The sequence below is a fragment of the Bradyrhizobium sp. 61 genome (assembly GCF_023073075.1).
Lineage (GTDB): Bacteria > Pseudomonadota > Alphaproteobacteria > Rhizobiales > Xanthobacteraceae > Bradyrhizobium > Bradyrhizobium barranii.
The window spans coordinates 23,046-40,785 of sequence record NZ_JADPIU010000077.1 but is presented as its reverse complement, the minus strand read 5'-3'; the positions used below and the strand labels follow the sequence as shown (position 1 = coordinate 40,785).

Sequence of the window (17,740 nt, the reverse complement as noted above, 5' to 3'; positions counted from 1 at the left end):
ATGGCCGAGACCTATCCCAGCCCCCGTTTTGGAGCACCCCGCGAGCCGAAAGTGCCCGTAAATCCGGGCAGCCGCCTCGTGTCCATGCTCGACGTCGCCACGGCCAGCCACGCCCGCGCGGTCGGCTTCCTGCTGCTCTGTGCGCTGCTGCTATTCCTGCCGGGCTTCTTCACGATTCCGCCCGTTGACCGCGACGAGGCGCGCTTTGCGCAGGCGACCAAGCAGATGGTCGAGAGCGGCGATTATGTCGACATCCGCTTCCAGGAAGACGTCCGCTACAAGAAGCCAGTCGGCATCTACTGGTTGCAGTCGGCCGCGGTTGAAGCCGCATCCGCGCTCAAGCTGCCGAAGGCCGAATTGCGGATCTGGGTGTACCGGCTGCCGTCGCTGATCGGCGCAATCGGCGCCGTGCTCATGACCTATTGGGCCGCGCTCGGCTTCGTCACGCGGCGCGCCGCGGTGCTCGCCGCGCTCCTGATGTGCGCCTCCGTGCTGCTCGGCGTCGAAGCACGCCTCGCGAAGACCGATGCGATGCTGCTGTTCTGCGTGACCGCCGCAATGGGCGCGATGGCGCGCGCCTATCTGTCGTGGCAGCGCGCCGAGGACGAGACGCATCCGCCATGGAGCTGGCCCGCGATCTTCTGGACCGCGCTCGCGGTCGGCATCCTCATCAAGGGTCCGCTGATCCTGATGTTCGCGGGCCTGACCATCGTCGCGCTCGCGATCCAGGACCGTGATGCCTCGTGGCTGTGGAAGCTGCGTCCGCTCTGGGGCCTGATGTGGATGCTGGTGCTGGTGCTGCCCTGGTTCGTCGCGATCTTCTGGCGCGCGGGCGATGCCTTCTTCGCCGATTCCGTCGGCGGCGACATGCTGAGCAAAATCGGCGCCCAGGAATCCCATGGTGCGCCGCCCGGACTGTATCTGGCGCTATTCTGGATCACATTCTGGCCCGGCGCGCCGCTTGCGGCGATGGCGGCGCCGGCGGTGTGGCGGGCGCGGCGCGAGCCCGGCGCGCAGTTCCTGCTGGCCTGGCTGATCCCGTCCTGGATCGTGTTCGAGGCAGTGCTGACCAAGCTGCCGCATTACGTGCTGCCGCTGTATCCGGCGATCGCGATCCTCACCGTCGGTGCGCTGGAGCGCAACGTGCTGTCGCGCTCGTGGCTCGCGCGCGGCTCGGCCTGGTGGTTCGCGATTCCCGCTGCCGCCTCGATCATCGCCGTGGTCGGCGCGGTCATGCTGACGCGGCAACCGGCGTTCGTGGCCTGGCCGTTCATTGCGGCCTCGCTCATCTTCGGTCTGTTCGCCTGGTGGCTGTTCGACACCAACCGCGCCGAGCGCTCGCTGCTCAACGCGCTGGTCGCAGCGCTGATGCTCGCGGTCGTGGTCTACGGCATCGTGCTGCCGTCGCTGACCCCGCTGTTTCCGAGCATCGAGATCGCACGCGCGCTTCGCAACGTCACCTGCGTCGGGCCGAAGGCAGCCGCTGCCGGATATCACGAGCCGAGCCTCGTGTTCCTGACGGGCACGCAGACGCTGCTGACCGACGGCTCTGGCGCGGCGGATTTCCTGCGGCAGGGGAGCTGTCGCTTCGCGCTGATCGAGCAGCGCTCGGAGCGCAGCTTCGTGCAGCGCGCCGAGGCGATCGGGTTGCGCTACAAGGTCGGTACGCGCATCGACGGCTATAATTTCTCGCAAGGGCGCGCGATCTCGATCTCGATCTTCCGCTCGGAAGGCACTGAGTAGATGCCGGCGCCAGCCGACATCACGCCGCGCCCGGGCTATCCCGCGCAATTGCTCGCGGTGTCGGGCCGTGCCCTGGCGCAACTCGTCCGTACGCCTTCGCATTCATGCCGCGCCGAAGCCGCGCGAAAGCTGGCGCGGCATTCGCTGTGGCTCAGCGCGGCCGGTGCGGCCTTGATTATCGTGCTGATGCTCGCGTTCGATCAGACCGAAATCCAGCTGATGCCGGTGCGTGGCACGCCGAGCCTGTGGCCGATCCGCATCCTCACCGATTTCGGCAAGGACGAGTATGTGCTCTCGGTGCTCGGGGGGACGCTGGTGCTCCTGGCGCTCGTTGCAGCGGGATTGCACGGCACCCGTCGTGGGTTGCTGCTCGGCCTCGGTACGCGGCTGCAGTTCATGTTTCTGTCTGTCGCCCTGTCCGTGTTCGTTGCCGAGATCCTGAAATATCTCATCGGTCGCGGACGTCCGTTCGTGAGCGGCAAGGCCGATCCGTTCAACTTCATCCCGTTAGAGGGAACGGGGGCTTATGCCAGCCTGCCGTCGGGTCATGCGGTGACGGCGTTTGCGCTGGCGTTTGCGGTCTCGGCACTGTGGCCGCGCCTGCGCGTGTTCATGTTCACTTACGCAATCGTGATCCTGCTGACCCGGCTGGTGCTGCTCGCGCATCATCCGAGCGACGTCGTCGCCGGCGCTCTGGTCGGCATGGTCGGCGCCATGGCAGTGCGCTACTGGTTCGCGGCCCGGAGGCTCGGCTTTGCCATCCGCGCCGACGGCACCATTGTGCCTCTTGCAGGGGCGGTCTCGGGCCGCCTCAAAAGGGTTGCCCACGGGGCATCCGCCCCATAAAAGCGGCTGCCTGCCGGGACCGCCGGTTCCCCGGGGCAGGCCAATTCCAACCACGAGCTTTCGATTTGTCGTCGTCCCAGCCTTCGGTTTCCATCGTCGTTCCCGTGCGCAACGAAGCCGACAACATCGCGCCGCTGATCGAGGAGATCGGCGCGGCGCTCGACGGCCGCTGGGCCTATGAAATCATCTACGTCAATGACGGCTCGACGGACGCGACCGGCGAACGGCTCGGCGCGATCATGCAGCAGCGGGACAATCTCCGGCAGCTTCGCCATGCCAGATCAGGCGGCCAGTCGGCAGCAGTGCGCAGTGGCGTGCGCGCGGCGCGCGGCACGATCGTAGCGACGCTCGACGGCGACGGGCAGAACAATCCCGCCTTCCTGCCCGACCTGATCGCGGCGGTCGAGAAGGGGGCGGGGCGCGTCGGTCTCGCTGCCGGTCAGCGTGTCGGACGCAAGGATACCGGCTTCAAGAAATTCCAGTCGCGCGTGGCGAACGGCGTCCGCAATGCGATCCTGAAGGATGGAACGCGCGATACCGGTTGCGGCCTGAAGGCGTTCCGACGCGACGTGTTCCTGATGATGCCCTATTTCGACGGGCTGCATCGCTTCCTGCCGGCGCTGGTGCGCCGCGAGGGCTACGAGATCGCCTATGTCGACGTGATCGACCGGCCGCGCCGTTCCGGCGTGTCAAACTATGGTTTCTTCGACCGGCTATGGATCGGCATCATGGATCTCGTCGGCGTGTGGTGGCTGATCCGCCGCAAGAAGCCGACACCAGATGTGACTGAGGTGAAGGCATGATCATCCAATACGGTCAGGCGTTGAACAACTATCTCTACGACGTCTTCGTCGCCAAGTTCGATTTCTGGCTTGCGTTCGGCCTTGTCGCGCAGCTGTTCTTCACCGCGCGCTTCCTGGTGCAGTGGATCGCGAGCGAGCGGGCCGGCAACAGCGTGGTGCCGATGGCGTTCTGGTTCTGCTCGATGGGCGGCGGGCTGATGACGCTGGTCTATGGCGTCGTGAAGCGCGAACCCGTCATCATCCTCGGACAGGCGCTTGCGACCATCATCTATGTCCGCAACATCATGCTGATCATCAAGAACCGCGGCCGCGCCTCAAGAACGCTGGAACGCTGAGATGCGCCGCTAGCGCGGTAACGCCGAGGCCGCGCCGGAGGCGGGCAGGGCGGCATCCGCCTCGCTCCTGCGATAAGGCTCGCCGGCGGCTTCGAGCACGGGATAGGCGACCGAGCAGATATGCGAGTGGATGCGGCGCAGGTCGCGCAGCACGTCCAGATGCAGCGAGGTGGTCTCGATGGTCTCGGGGCGGCCCTCGCGCAGGCGGTCCAGATGGCGCTCGACGGCGGCGAGCTCGTTGTTCTTCAGCGTGGTCTTCTCCACCAGCAGCTTGCGCGCTTCGTTGGCGTCGCCCGACATGAAGACGCCGAAGGCGATCCGCAGCGAGTCCATCGTGCGCTTGTGGAAGGCGGCGAGCTCCTCGGCGCCCTCGGCCGAGAACTGGAAGCGCCGCTTGATTTTTTTGGTCGCGAGCTCGCTCAGGCTCTTGTCGATGATATCGCCGATATGCTCGAGGTTGATGGCGAAGGAGATGATCTCCATCGCGCGCCGCCCCTCGCTCTCGTCGAGGCTGCCCCGCATCAGCTTCGTCACATAGAGCTTGATGGCTTCGTCGAGGCTGTCGACGACATTGTCCATCTTCGTGACCTGGTCGACCAGCGCGCGGTCGCCGGTCATCATCGCCGCCATCACCTTGCGCAGCATGACCTCGACGAGATCGCCCATGCGCAAGGTCTCGCGCGCGGCGTCGGCGAGCGCCAGTGACGGCGTCTCCAGCGCGCTCTCGTCGAGATAGCGCGGCCGGGCCGGATCGTCTTCCCGGACGCGATCAGGCAGCAGCCGGGTCAGGAGCCGGGACATGATGTCGAGCAGGCCGATGAAGATGACGGCCGTGCCCACATTGAAGGCGATGTGGAAGGCCGCCGTCATCCTGGCGAGATCGGGCTGCCAGGCGTGCATGTGCTCGGCGATCCCACTCAGGAAGGGCAGCACCAGCGCGATCCCGATCACGCGGTTGGCGAGATTGCCGAGCGGCAGGCGGTAGCTCGCGGGATCGTCGCGCCGGGCGCCTTCGAATACGGGATTGATGGCGCTGCCGAGATTGGCCCCCAACACCAGCGCGAGGGCTGCGTAAGGCGTGATGAACTGCGAATAGGCCAGCGACATGATCAGCAGCACGCTGGCGACGCTCGAATGCACCGCCCAGGTGACGAGCGCGGCGATGACGATGCAGAGCACGGGATCGCCCGTGATTGCCGACATCATGACACGAACACCCGGCGCGTTCTCCGCCGGAGCCAGCGTGTCGAGCAGGATGTGCAGCGACAGCAGCATCAAGCCGAGGCCGATGAAGACGCGGCCGATATCCTTGATCCGCGACCGTGGGCCGGAGCGGAAGGCGACGAGCCCGAGCACGAACAGGACAGGCGCAACGGCTGCGATGTTGAACGACAGCACCTGCACGATCAGCGTCGTGCCGACATTGGCTCCCAGCATGATGGCGAGCGCGGCGGCCAGGCTGACGAGGCCTTCTGCCGCGAATGAGCTGGTGATCAGCGCCGTCGCCGTGCTGCTCTGGAGCAGCGCGGTGAGGCCTAGCCCGGCGGCGAACGTGTTGAATCGGTTGCCGAGCGCCTTGCCGAGCAGCCGCCGCAGGTCCGGGCCGAAGGCGCGCAGAATCCCGCTGTGGACCATGTGCAGGCCCCACAGCAACAGCGCCACGCCGCCCATCAGATCGAGCAGAACCAACGTTCCCATGCTCCGCGTCCGGATTGGAGTCGATTGGTGAGGCTAGCGCCAAACGTCAGCGGTTCAAACCCTTTGTTGGCGCATCCGCGTTAACGTTTGCGGCGGTTGCGCGTTCCCGCGGCGCGCGTTTTGCGCGTCCGCCGGCGCGCGATTGCCGCGTCCCGAGGCGCGATGCCTTGTGAGCAGGCTCACATTGCCGCCTTGAGGGCAGCGAAGCCGCGATCGAGATCGGACTTGAGATCGTCGACGCTTTCGAGGCCGATGTGCAGTCGCAGGGTCGGGCCGCCCGGCGACCACTTCGTGGCGGTGCGATAGGCGTCGCAATCGAAGGGAATCACGAGGCTCTCGAAGCCGCCCCAGGAGAAGCCCATGCCGAACAGCTTGAGCGTGTCGAGCATGGTGTCGACGGCCTTCTGCGGCGCCGGCTTCAACACGATGCTGAACAGGCCCGACGCGCCGGTGAAATCGCGCTTCCAGATGGCATGGCCGGGATCGGTCTCGAGCGCCGGATGCAGCACGCGCGCGACCTCGGGGCGGGCCGCTAGCCAGCGCGCCATGTCGAGCCCCGAGCGGTGATGCTGCGCCAATCGTACCGACAGCGTGCGCAGGCCGCGCAGCGCCAGGAAGACGTCGTCAGGGCCGGCGCAGACGCCGAGCAGGCGGATGCCTTCGGCAATCTGCGGCCACGCCTTGGCGTTGGCCGAGATGGTGCCGAACATGATGTCGGAATGGCCGCCGATATACTTCGTGGCGGCCTGCATGCTGATGTCGACACCCTGGTCGAGCGAGCGATGATAGAGCGGCGTCGCCCAGGTGTTGTCGTCGATGACGAGCGCATCGCGCGCATGCGCGACCTCGGCGATGGCGCGGATATCAGGCATCTCGAACGACTGCGAGCCCGGCGCCTCCACCAGCACCGCGCGGGTGTTGGGCTTGAACAGCTTGTCGATGCCCGCGCCGATCAGCGGATCGAAATAGGTGGTCTCGATGCCAAGGCGCGCGAGCATGCCGTTGCAGAAATTGCGCGAGGGCCGATAGACGTTGTCGCAGACGAGCAGATGGTCGCCGGTCTTCAGCACCGAGAGCAGGGTGGTGGAGATCGCCGACAGGCCAGACGGCACGATGCCGACGCCGGCGCATTGCGGCCCCTCCAGTGCCATCAGCGTCTCCTGGAACGCCCTGGTGGTGGGGGTGCCGTGGCGGCCGTACTGGAACTCGCCGCGATGGGCGTGCAGGTCCTCGGCGGTCGGATAGAGCACGGTCGAACCGTGAAACACCGGCGGATTGACGAACCCCTTCTGCGCCTTGGTGTCGCGGCCGGAGGTCACCAGCCGGGTTTCGGCGTGCTGTCGGGAGGGGTGCGAGGAATCCATGCGTCTGCTTTCAAAACCGCGTTTCCACCGGGCGCGCCGCGCCCGCGGGCCGGCCGAAGGCCGCTGCCGTTAATAACAGAACACAGAAGAGTCCCGTCAACCCCTTGACCCGGCTCGCCAGTCGTTCTGAGATGCGCGGGTGCTATTCAGTCGCCGCATGTTGAGGGGCTGCCGCGACCTTCGATCCATCGTCTGACCGGACCTTGCGTCACAGCCATAACGGCGGGCGCCTGCGGCGGGGATTAAGGTATGGCCTCCCGGGATGGGCGAGTGTTCGGCAAGGTTTTCCAGCATGACTCTTGCAAGGCTAGTCTTGATGCGGCTAGCCCTGGCGGAGACGATCCCAAAGACGCCATTCCTGACATTGAGACGACTTTGAAAGGCCTTCAGCCCATGAAACGCGTAACCCTGGCTCTCACTCTCGCTCTCGCCGCCGGCCTCTCCGCCCAGGCCGCCGATGCGCAAACGCTCAAGACCATCAAGGACCGGGGCATGCTGTCCTGCGGCGTCAGCCAGGGCCTGCCCGGCTTCTCCTCGCCCGACGACAAGGGCAACTGGACCGGGCTTGACGTCGACCTCTGCCGCGCGATCGCCGGGGCGATCTTCAACGATCCGACCAAGGTCAAGTACGTGCCGTTGTCCGCCAAGGATCGTTTCACGGCGCTGCAATCCGGCGAAATCGACGTGCTCTCGCGCAACACCACCTGGACCATCTCGCGCGACACCTCGCTCGGCGCCAACTTCACCGGCGTCACCTATTATGACGGGCAGGGCTTCATGGTGAAGAAGTCGCTCAAGGTGAACTCGGCGCTCGAGCTCAACAGCGCCTCGGTCTGCGTCCAGACCGGCACCACCACCGAGCAGAACCTCGCCGACTACTTCAAGGCCAACAACATGAAGTACGAGGTGATCGCGTTCGGCACCAACGACGAGACCGTCAAGGCCTATGAAGCCGGGCGCTGCGACGTCTTCACCACCGACCAGTCGGGCCTGTACGCCAACCGCCTCAAGCTTGCCAATCCCAACGACCATATGGTGCTCCCCGAAATCATCTCGAAGGAGCCGCTCGGGCCGATGGTGCGTCACGGCGACGACCAGTGGTTCGACATCGTGAAATGGACGCTGTTCGCCATGGTTACCGCCGAAGAGCTGGGCGTGACCTCGAAGAACGTCGACGAGAAGGCGAAACTGGAAAATCCGGAGCTGAAGCGCGTGCTCGGCAGCGACGGCAATTTCGGCGAACAGCTCGGCCTGACCAAGGACTGGGTGGTGCGGATCGTGAAGGCCACCGGCAATTACGGCGAGGTGTTCGATCGCAACGTCGGCGCCGGTTCGCCGCTCGGCATCAGCCGTGGCCTCAACAATCTCTGGAATAAGGGCGGTCTTCAGTACGCGCCGCCGATCCGCTGATCCCGCCTGATCCGCGGCGATGAGCACCGAGGCTCGAAAACCGCCGGCCCAGATCGCGCTGAAGATCAGGCGCGTTCTGGGCGGCAAGGCAGGCTGGAACGGCGTCGCCGTCCAGTTTGCCTTCGCGGCGATCCTGGGTTGGATTGGCTATGAGATCGTCTCCAACGCCCGGACGAACCTCGAAAACCAGCACATTGCCGCCGGCTTCGGCTTCCTCCGGAACAATGCCGGCTTCGACGTCAACCAGACCCTGATCTCCTACACCGGCTCGGACACGTTCCTGCGCGTGTTCGTGGTCGGGCTTTTGAACACGCTCGTGGTCTCGGTGGTAGGCATCTTCTTCGCCACCGTGATCGGCTTCATCGTCGCGCTGTGCCGGCTGTCGCCCAACTGGCTGCTGTCACGCGTCGGCGAGATCTATGTCGAGATCTGCCGAAATCTGCCGGTGCTGTTCCAGATCCTGTTCTGGTACCTGGCGGTTCTCGCGGCCTTGCCCAATCCGCGGCAGAGCATTTCGCTGCTGGGCATCGCCTTCATCAGCAACCGTGGGCTCGTCATTCCGCGCCCGATCGGTGAGGGCGGCTTCGAGCCATTCCTGGCGATGCTGGTCCTCGGCATCGTCGCTTCGCTGGTTTTGCGCTTCTATGCGCGGCGGGCGCTATTTCAGCGCGGTCAGATGATCCGGATCTGGCCCTATGTGCTGGGCCTGCTGTTCGGGCTGCCGCTCGCGGCCGTGCTGGTGTTCGGCCTGCCCTTCACCTTCGAGCTGCCGCAGCTCAAGGGGTTCAATTTTGCCGGCGGCTCAAGAGTCATCCCGGAATTCGTGGCGCTGACGCTGGCGCTGTCGACCTATACCGCGGCCTTCATCGCCGAGATCGTGCGCGCCGGCATCCTGTCCGTCCACTCCGGTCAGATGGAAGCGGGATCCTCGCTCGGCCTGAGCCGCGGCACCACGCTCCGCCTGATCGTCGTGCCGCAGGCGATGCGCGTCATCGTTCCACCGCTGACCAACCAGTACCTCAACCTCACCAAGAATTCCTCGCTCGCGGTCGCGATCGGCTATCCTGACCTGGTGTCGGTGTTCGCCGGCACGTCGCTGAGCCAAACCGGGCAGGCGATCGAGATCATTGCCATGACGATGGGCGTCTACCTCCTGATCTCGCTGCTCACGAGCGCCGTCATGAGCGTCTACGGTTGGCGCGTCAGCCGGAGCCTGGGCGCATGAGCGACATCATCTCGTCCGCCTACGTCCGCCAGGACCTGCTCACTGAGCGGCCTGCGCCGGTGAAGAGCACGGGCTTCATTGGCCTCGTGCGGACCCGCCTGTTCAATTCGCCGACCAACATTTTGCTCACGATCGTGGGCGCGTTGCTGCTCTGGTTCACCATCATTCCCTCCGTCAAGTTCCTGATGGTCGATGCGGTCTGGACCGGCAAGGATCGCACGGCGTGCCTGACCGAGAATGCCGGCTTTACGGTCGGCGCCTGCTGGCCCTTCATCCAGGCCAAGCTGCCGCAACTGATCTACGGCTTCTATCCCGAGGCCGAGCGCTGGCGGGTCAACCTCTCGCTGATCCTGGCGGCGGCTCTGCTGCTGCCGCTGCTCATTCCGCGCCTGCCGGCGAAAGGACTGAACGCAAGTCTCTTCTTCTTCGCCTTTCCCGTGGTGGCGTTCTTTCTGCTGCACGGCGGCGGCATCACCGGGTTCGGCCTGAGCTGGACGGCCGGCCTGCTGCAATTGTTCGACGACAGCATCATCGGCGCCGGGCAGGCTCTGCTCAGTCTCGCCAAGACCTCAGCCATCGCACCGCTCTTCTGGCTGGCCGGCAATCTCATCGTGCTGGTCGGCACCGCGATCTACTGGCTGATCTTTCCGCTGACCTGGCTGCGCGACCAACTCCAGGGAACGGGCCAGTCGGTCTGGGCCGATTTCGCCATCACGGCGGCGGTCGTCTCCCTGATCGCCTTCGTCGTCGGTGGCGGCGTTCGCACCGGCGGCCGGGCGCTGACATCCAGCATCGGCACCTTCATCGCGATCGCGGTCGTGATCAAGCTGATGGGGCTCGATCACGGCGGCCTGCCGATCGTGGGCACAAATCTGTGGGGCGGGCTTCTGGTGACGCTGGTGGTCTCCGTGACCGGCATCGTCACCTCGCTGCCGATCGGCATCGCGCTGGCGCTCGGCCGCCGCTCGACCATTCCGCTGATCCGGATCTTCTCGATCGCCTTCATCGAGTTCTGGCGCGGCGTGCCGCTGATCACCGTGCTGTTCTTCGCAACCTACATGCTGCCTTTGTTCCTGCCGGGCAATTTCACGGTCGACGGTCTGGTGCGCGCGCTGATCGGCATTTCGCTGTTCACGGGCGCCTATCAGGCCGAGAACGTCCGCGGCGGGTTGGCCGCGATCCCGCGCGGGCAGGGCGAAGCGGCGGCCGCTCTGGGCCTGTCCTGGTGGAAGACGACCTCGCTGATCGTGCTGCCGCAGGCGCTGCGCCACGTCATTCCGAACCTCGTCAACAGCTTCATCTCGCTGTTCAAGGACACGTCGCTGGTCTCGATCGTGGCGCTGTTCGACCTGCTGGGCTCGCTCCGGGCGTCGTTCTCGGATCCGAAATGGTCGACGCCGTCGACCGCGTTCACCGGCTTTGCCTTCGCCGGGATCATCTACTTCGTCTTCTGCTTTGGAATGTCGCGCTACTCGCTCTTCGTCGAGCACCGCCTCAACGCTCACCGTCGCAACTGATCGAGGTCATCATGTCCGACCCCATCGTCAAGATTTCCGGCCTCAACAAATGGTACGGCGAGTTCCACGTGCTGCGCGACATCGACCTCGAGGTCAAGAAGGGCGAGCGCATCGTGATCTGCGGCCCCTCAGGCTCCGGCAAGTCGACGTTGATCCGCTGCATCAACGCGCTCGAGGAATTCCAGGAGGGCGAGATCGTCGTCGACGGCATCGAGCTCGGGCCGAACCTGAAGCACGTCGATGCGGTCCGCCGCGAGGTCGGCATGGTGTTCCAGAGCTTCAACCTGTTTCCGCATCTGACCGTCCTGGAGAACTGCACTCTGGCGCCGATCTGGGTGCGCAACATCCCGAAGAGGGACGCCGAGGTCAACGCGATGAAATTCCTGGAGCGGGTCAAGATCCCGCATCAGGCCAACAAGTTTCCCGGACAGATGTCCGGCGGCCAGCAGCAGCGCGTCGCGATCGCACGCGCGCTGACGATGAACCCCAAGGTGATGCTGTTCGACGAGCCGACCTCGGCGCTCGACCCCGAAATGGTCAAGGAAGTGCTCGACACCATGGTCGACCTCGCCGAGGAGGGCATGACCATGCTGGTCGTCACCCACGAAATGGGCTTCGCCCGCGAGGTCGCCAACCGCGTCGTGTTCATGGATGCCGGCCAGATCATCGAGGCCAACACGCCGAACGAGTTCTTCGCCGCTCCCCAGCACGCCCGCACGAAGCTGTTTTTGAGCCAGATCTTGCGGTGAAGCGAGCTGCCGTAGGGTGGGCAAAGGCGCGTCGCGCCGTGCTCACCGTCCCTCGGCGATCGTGGCAAGCATGGTGGGCACGCTGACGCTTTGCCCACCCTACGGCTACGGCACCGCGGCTTAGCTCAACTTGAGCCGGACTTCGTAATCCGGCCGGCCGCAACCCTCCCGGCCTAGACGAACGGCGGCTTGATGTTGCTGCGCTTCTCCAGCCATTCCGGCACCGGCAGGTTCTTGGCGCGCATGAAGTCGGCATTGAACAGCTTCGACTGATAGCGGCTGCCGGAATCGCAGAGCACGGTGACGATGGTCTTGCCGGGCCCGAGCTGTTTCGCGAGTCGTATCGCGCCGGCGATGTTGATGCCGGTGGAACCGCCGAGGCACAGGCCTTCGTGCTGGAGCAGCTCGTAGATCACCGTGACGGCTTCCGCGTCGGGAACGAGATAGGCGTCATCGACCTTCGCGCTCTCGACGATTGCGGTCGCACGGTTGAGGCCGATACCTTCCGTGATCGAGCCGCCCGGCGTCGCCTTGGCGTCGCCGCTCCGGAAATATTCGAACATGCCGGCACCATGCGGATCGGCGCAGGCGATCCGGACGTCCTTGTTCTTCTCTTTCAGATAGCGGCTGACGCCGGCGAGCGTGCCGCCGCTGCCGACCGAGCAGACGAAGCCGTCGACCTTGCCGCCGGTCTGCTCCCAGATCTCGGGGCCCGTCGACTCGTAATGCGCCTTCGCATTGTCGAGGTTGTTCCACTGGTCTGCGAACAGCACGCCATTGGGCTCGGTCTTGCGCAGCTCGTCGGCGAGCCGGCGGCCGACATGCTGATAATTGTTGGGATTGGCATAGGGCAGGGCCGGCACCTCGATCAGCTCGGCGCCGCACAGCTTCAGAAAGTCCTTCTTCTCCTGGCTCTGCGTCTCCGGGATCACGATCAGCGTGCGGTAGCCGCGCGCGCTCGCCACGACCGCGAGGCCGATTCCGGTGTTGCCGGCGGTCGCCTCCACCACGAGACCGCCCGGCTTGAGCTCGCCGCGCTTCTCGGCCTCCAGGATCATCCATTTGCCGGCGCGGTCCTTCACCGACTGGCCTGGATTCATGAACTCGGCCTTGCCCAGAATGGTGCAGCCGGTCAGTTCGGAGGCGCGCTTGAGCTTGATGAGCGGGGTGTTGCCGATGGCTTCGACAACGTCATTTTTGATGGTCATGTCAGGCAATTACCGGCTGGATCATAGGGTGGGCGCGACCCTAAAGTAGGGTGGCGGGCCTTACAAGCGACCCTTGCAAGCCGAGCCCGCAAAGCCTTATTGCTGCTTTGCGAAGATGACTTGCCGGACGTCGATATTCCCGGACAGGAATCCGGCCTCGCAATAGGACAGGTAATACTCCCACAGCCGCCGGAACCGGTCGTCGAAGCCGAGCGGCACGAGGCCCGGCCAGGCCGTCTGGAAGTTATTCCGCCAAGTGGCCAGCGTCTTGGCATAATCCTGCCCGAAGATGCGCTCGCGAATGACGGGCAGGCCGAACCTGTCACCGAGCGACTTGAGCACGGCGGGCGAGGGCAGCATGCCGCCGGGAAAGACGTAGCGCTGGATGAAGTCCACCTCGCGCCGGTAGCTCTGGAACAGCCTGTCCTGGATGGTGATCGCCTGGATGCCGGCGAGGCCGCCGGGCAGCAGCCGGTCCCGCAACTGGGCGAAATATTTCGGCCAGAACTGCTCGCCGACGGCCTCGATCATCTCGATCGAGGCGATGCGGTCGTAGCGGTCGCATTCGTCGCGATAATCCTGAAGACGGATCTCGACCTTGTCGGCAAGGCCCGCCTCGTGAATGCGCTTTTGCGCAAAATCGCGCTGCTCGGTCGAGATCGTGAGGCCCACCACGCGCGTGCCGAAGGTCTTTGCGGCGAACTCGGCGAAGCCGCCCCAACCGCAGCCGATCTCGAGCAGCGTCTGGTCCGGCTTCAGGTCGAGCGCCTCGGCGAGCCGGCGGTATTTGTTGGTCTGGGCTGCCGTGAGATCGGAGGTACTCTCCTCGAACAGCGCCGAGGAATAGGTCATGCCGGGATCGAGCCAGGCCGAATAGAACGCGTTGCCGATGTCGTAATGGGCATGGATGTTGCGCCGCGCCTGACGGCGGGTGTTGCGGTTGAACCAGTGCTGCAGCAGCTGGACGAACCGCATCAGCGGCTTGTCGTTCAGCATGGCCTGGATCAGATCGTGATTGACGCAGAACAGGTAGAGGAATTGCGTCAGGTCCGGCGTATCCCAGTCGCCGGCGAGATAGGCCTCCGCGATGCCGATGTCGCCGCCGTTGATGAGGCGCGACGCGAAGCCGTAATTGTGCAGCCGCATCGCCGCATTCGGGCCCGGCTCCTGGCCGCCGAGGCGGATCACGCGTCCGTCGGGCAGGGTGACGTCGAGCGTTCCTCGCCGCAGCCGCGCGCCAAAACTGAGTGCGAGCCGAACGATGCGCGGCAGATCGGCGAGCACCGTGTCTATGGTGTCTGACGTCACCGAGATGGTATGCGACATCGGCAGATCCATCACCTGAACGGATACTGTCCGACCGCGAGCCAGGCGCCCCCATACGCCTCATATCGCTGGACCCGAGGGCGCCCCGCAAACGGTCAGCGTCGAATCATGCGCATGATATAGGTGCGCGCTGCGCCGGTCGCCAAGGGGCTGGCGGGGTACCTCCGGCAGTCCACCGCCGTGTGCACAGCGCAATTGCGGGCCAGCCCCCGATCATAGCGCGCCGTGCGCTCAGCCAAGGCCGGGGAAGCTGCGGTGCGCCGCGGTGCAGGTTTCGGTGGAGCGCCTGGCGGGACCGGTAGCCCTGGCGTCGGCGTGGCGGCAATATCACATGAAATCTTGGTAAGCTTGAATGCGCCCCGGGCCGAGGTTGGAATACAAAATAGCCCTGTGACACAGGCATATTTTGTATTTGCGTGAGTTCGGCATCGACGCATTCGAGGCCGCATTTCGCAGGTGCGGGACTGTCCCCCTGTTCCGCGCCCCGCTAGTATGAACTTCAGGTTCCGCAGAAAGCATCACGGCTGTGAACGAGTTACATAAACGCCCCCGGCCGTCCCGCCACGAATCGGTTAATCCGGCTCTGCGGTGGCGGATCTATCTGCCCGGCGGGGGGTGGATGTGACACAGGATGGTCCTGCGGTCGCCATGAGGCGATCTCCCGGCCTTACGTTCCGGACGTCGCGCGCGGCGCGATGGGCTGCCGTGGCGTGCCTTGCCGCCAGTTCAGGCGCCTGCGTGCTGACGCAGGATTTGCCTGATCCCGCACTCGATGTTCCCGCGCAGTACAAATACGCGGCCAAGCCGGATGCGCCGCCGTCGCTGGATTGGTGGCGCGGCTTTCGCTCCGCGGAGCTGACGCAACTGGTGGAGGAGGCGCAGACCGTCAATCTCGACATCGCCGCCGCCGTCTCGCGCATCGTCCAGGCCGACGCCCAGGCGCGGCAGGCGGGCGCTGCGCTGCTGCCGAGCCTGTCGGGCGGCGGATCGGAAACCTATTCACGCACCTCGGGTTCGAGCGCCTCGGGCCTGTCCATCGGCGGCCGCGAGGTCGTCAACTATTCGGCGTCGCTCAGCGCGAGCTACCAGCTCGACTTCTGGGGCCAGAACCGCGATGCGCTGCAATCGGCGGAAGAGACGGCGAATGCCAACCGGTTCGATCGCGACGTCGTCGCGCTGACGACGCTGGCAGGCGTTGCCAACGCCTATTTCCAGGTGCTGGCCTCGCAGGACCGGCTGCGCACCGCCCAGAGCAACATCGCCAGCGCGCAGCGGATCCTTGATGCCATTCGCGAGCGCCGCAAGGCCGGCACCGGGACCGATCTCGACGTCGCCCAGCAGGAGAGCGTGGTCGCCAACCAGAAGGCGCTGGTGCCGCCGCTGCGCCAGACGCTCGACCAGAACGTCAACGCGCTCGCCGTGCTGGTGTCGCGGCCGCCGGAGAGCGTGCGCGTGCTCGGCGGCTCGCTGAACAAGATCGCGATCCCGCGCGTCACGCCCGGCCTGCCGTCGGAGCTTTTGACGCAGCGGCCCGACATCCGCCGCCAGGAGGCACAGCTCGCCTCGGCGACCGCGAACATCGGCAATGCCCGCGCGCAGTTCTTTCCGACGATCCAGCTCACCGGCAATGGCGGCTATCAGAGCTCGGCGCTGGTCTCGCTGTTCCAGCCGCATGCGGCCTTCTTCCAGCTCGTCGGCAGCGCCACGCAGCCGATCTTCGACGGCGGCAAGATCCTCGGCAATTTCGAATTCGCCAAGGCGCGGCAGGACGAGTTGCTCCAGACCTACCGCAAGACCATCATCCAGTCGTTTGCGGACGTCGACAACGCGCTGTATTCGATCAAGCAGACCACGATCAAGCTACAATTGCAGCGCGATGTCGTTACCTCGTCGAAGCGCGCCTTCGATCTCGCCGAGCAGCAATTGCGCGCCGGCACGGCCGACATCGTGACTGTGCTGAACGTCCAGCAGACACTATTTCAGGCCGAAGATGCGTTGTGGCAGGCCCAACTCGCACGGCTTCTCGCCATCGTCAGCCTGTATCAGGCGCTCGGCGGCGGCTGGGAGCCGCGAATGGAGAAACCGGTCAATGCTCTTTAAGCCGGATACGAAGGAAGGCGCGAAAGAAGGGACGGCGAAGAAATCGCGCGGCCGCGGCTTCGTCATGACCCTGATCACGCTCGCCATCCTTGGCGGGCTCGGCTATTTCGGCTGGACCGTCTGGCATCAGCAGCCGCAGCAGGCGAATGGCCGCAACCAGCGGCCCGACCTGCCGGTGCCGGTGCTGGCGGCGACGCCCCGCATCCAGGACGTGCCGGTCTATCTCGACGGCGTGGGTGCGATCCGCGCGCTCAACACCGTGACCGTGCGCTCGCAGGTCGACGGCAAGCTGATCGCCGTGAAATTCACCGAGGGCCAGGACGTCAAGAAGGGCGACGTGCTCGGCGAGATCGACCCCGCGCTCTACCAGGCGACGTATGATCAGGCCGTCGCCAAGAAAGCGCAGGACGAGGCCCAGCTCGCCAACCAGCGCATCGACCTCACCCGCTACGAGCAGCTAGCTGCCTCCAACGCGGGCTCCAAACAACAGGCCGACACCCAGCGCGCCGCGGTCGCGCAGACCGAGGCGCTGGTCAAAGCCGACCAGGCCGCGATCGACAATGCGGCGGCGACGTTGAGCTACACCAAGATCGTGGCGCCGCTCTCCGGCCGCGCCGGCCTGCGCCAGGTCGACCAGGGCAACATCATCCACGCCGCCGACGCCACGGGCCTCCTGGTGATCACGCAATTGCAGCCGATCGCGGTGTGGTTCAGCCTGCCGCAGCAGCAGATCATGCGCGTCAACGCGGCGGCGTCGAAGGGCACGCTCGCCGTCGACGTGTTCGGCAATGACGGCATCACCGTGATCGACACCGGCAAGCTCACCGGCATCGACAACCAGGTCGACCAGACCACCGGCACGCTCAAGCTCAAGGCGGAATTCCCCAACGCCAATTACCAGCTCTGGCCGGGCCAGTTCGTCAATGTCCGCCTCAAGGTCGAGACCTTGATGCAGGCGCTGGTGGTGCCGACATCGGCGGTGCAGCGCGGACCGATCGGCACCTTCAGCTACGTCATCGGCGAGGACAATGTCGTCTCGGCCAAGCCGGTCACGGTGACCCAGCAGAACGAGCATGACGCCGTCATTGCCAGCGGCTTGTCGCCGACCGACAAGGTCGTCACGACGGGCTTTGCCAATCTGTCCGACGGCTCCAAGGTGGTCGTCGGCCGCGATGACCAGACACCGTCGGCCGATCTCGCACCGCGCAAGCGCACGCGCGGCCCGGACGGCCAGAAGAAGGATGGGCAGGCCAAGGATGGGCAAAAGGACGGACAGGGCAAGGACGGCGAGCACCGCGCCAAGCGGAGCAGCAGTGAAGGCGACCAGAAGGGGCAGACCGGACCGGCATCGGGGCCGGGGGCATCGGGACCTGGAGCCAAGCAGCCATGATCCCGACAACAGCCGCCTGAGCGGCA

14 protein-coding genes are annotated in these 17,740 nt (G+C 65.4%); 10 read left to right on the top strand and 4 right to left on the bottom strand.

Going from position 1 to position 17,740, the window contains the following annotated elements; genetic code table 11:
- The 4 genes from IVB46_RS29900 to IVB46_RS29885 all read left to right on the top strand — a co-directional run bounded on the left by IVB46_RS29900 (position 1) and on the right by IVB46_RS29885 (position 3,727).
- Positions 1-1,743: a glycosyltransferase family 39 protein gene (locus IVB46_RS29900; RefSeq protein ID WP_247310421.1), complete on the top strand. Its 1,743-nt coding sequence runs from the start codon at positions 1-3 to the stop codon at positions 1,741-1,743.
- Entirely contained in the window at positions 1,744-2,589 is an 846-nt protein-coding gene (locus tag IVB46_RS29895; protein ID WP_085401447.1) for a phosphatase PAP2 family protein, read from the top strand.
- 65 nt (positions 2,590-2,654) lie between these two features.
- Positions 2,655-3,392: a glycosyltransferase family 2 protein gene (locus IVB46_RS29890; RefSeq protein WP_071914140.1), complete on the top strand. Its 738-nt coding sequence runs from the start codon at positions 2,655-2,657 to the stop codon at positions 3,390-3,392.
- Positions 3,389-3,727, top strand: a complete 339-nt coding sequence (locus tag IVB46_RS29885; protein ID WP_028151722.1) for a lipid-A-disaccharide synthase N-terminal domain-containing protein — start codon at positions 3,389-3,391, stop codon at positions 3,725-3,727. The genes IVB46_RS29890 and IVB46_RS29885 overlap by 4 nt, the downstream gene beginning before the upstream one ends.
- 9 nt (positions 3,728-3,736) lie before the next feature.
- Here IVB46_RS29885 and IVB46_RS29880 read toward each other — a convergent pair whose 3' ends face one another.
- Together IVB46_RS29880 and metC are read right to left on the bottom strand one after the other, a co-directional pair.
- On the bottom strand, positions 3,737-5,425 hold the full coding sequence (locus tag IVB46_RS29880; protein WP_247344039.1) for a Na/Pi cotransporter family protein: 1,689 nt from the start codon (positions 5,423-5,425) through the stop codon (positions 3,737-3,739).
- A gap of 179 nt (positions 5,426-5,604) precedes the next feature.
- Complete coding sequence (gene metC, locus IVB46_RS29875) at positions 5,605-6,789, bottom strand: cystathionine beta-lyase (RefSeq protein WP_247310412.1); 1,185 nt, start codon at positions 6,787-6,789, stop codon at positions 5,605-5,607.
- 393 nt (positions 6,790-7,182) lie between these two features.
- Between metC and IVB46_RS29870 the strand changes: the two genes are divergently transcribed.
- The 4 genes from IVB46_RS29870 to IVB46_RS29855 are packed head-to-tail and all read left to right on the top strand — an operon-like array spanning position 7,183 to position 11,690.
- Positions 7,183-8,199, top strand: coding sequence for an amino acid ABC transporter substrate-binding protein (locus tag IVB46_RS29870; RefSeq protein WP_208086720.1), 1,017 nt, complete (start codon positions 7,183-7,185; stop codon positions 8,197-8,199).
- A gap of 19 nt (positions 8,200-8,218) precedes the next feature.
- A complete protein-coding gene (locus tag IVB46_RS29865) occupies positions 8,219-9,424 on the top strand; it encodes an ABC transporter permease subunit (protein ID WP_247310409.1) in 1,206 nt (401 codons plus the stop codon).
- Positions 9,421-10,941, top strand: coding sequence for an amino acid ABC transporter permease (locus IVB46_RS29860; protein ID WP_247344035.1), 1,521 nt, complete (start codon positions 9,421-9,423; stop codon positions 10,939-10,941). Before IVB46_RS29865 ends, IVB46_RS29860 begins: the two co-directional genes overlap by 4 nt.
- An 11-nt stretch (positions 10,942-10,952) precedes the next feature.
- A complete protein-coding gene (locus IVB46_RS29855; protein WP_063983419.1) occupies positions 10,953-11,690 on the top strand; it encodes an amino acid ABC transporter ATP-binding protein in 738 nt (245 codons plus the stop codon).
- 173 nt (positions 11,691-11,863) lie between these two features.
- Here IVB46_RS29855 and IVB46_RS29850 read toward each other — a convergent pair whose 3' ends face one another.
- Together IVB46_RS29850 and IVB46_RS29845 are read right to left on the bottom strand one after the other, a co-directional pair.
- Complete coding sequence (locus IVB46_RS29850) at positions 11,864-12,898, bottom strand: cysteine synthase A (RefSeq protein ID WP_028161359.1); 1,035 nt, start codon at positions 12,896-12,898, stop codon at positions 11,864-11,866.
- A gap of 96 nt (positions 12,899-12,994) precedes the next feature.
- Positions 12,995-14,224, bottom strand: coding sequence for a cyclopropane-fatty-acyl-phospholipid synthase family protein (locus IVB46_RS29845; protein ID WP_063986386.1), 1,230 nt, complete (start codon positions 14,222-14,224; stop codon positions 12,995-12,997).
- A gap of 648 nt (positions 14,225-14,872) precedes the next feature.
- Between IVB46_RS29845 and IVB46_RS29840 the strand changes: the two genes are divergently transcribed.
- Together IVB46_RS29840 and IVB46_RS29835 are read left to right on the top strand one after the other, a co-directional pair.
- Positions 14,873-16,324 carry an efflux transporter outer membrane subunit gene (locus IVB46_RS29840; protein WP_247310405.1) on the top strand — a complete coding sequence of 484 codons (1,452 nt, stop codon included), beginning with the start codon at positions 14,873-14,875 and terminating at the stop codon, positions 16,322-16,324.
- Positions 16,314-17,714, top strand: coding sequence for an efflux RND transporter periplasmic adaptor subunit (locus IVB46_RS29835; RefSeq protein WP_063983416.1), 1,401 nt, complete (start codon positions 16,314-16,316; stop codon positions 17,712-17,714). Before IVB46_RS29840 ends, IVB46_RS29835 begins: the two co-directional genes overlap by 11 nt.
- Positions 17,715-17,740: the final 26 nt, after the last annotated feature.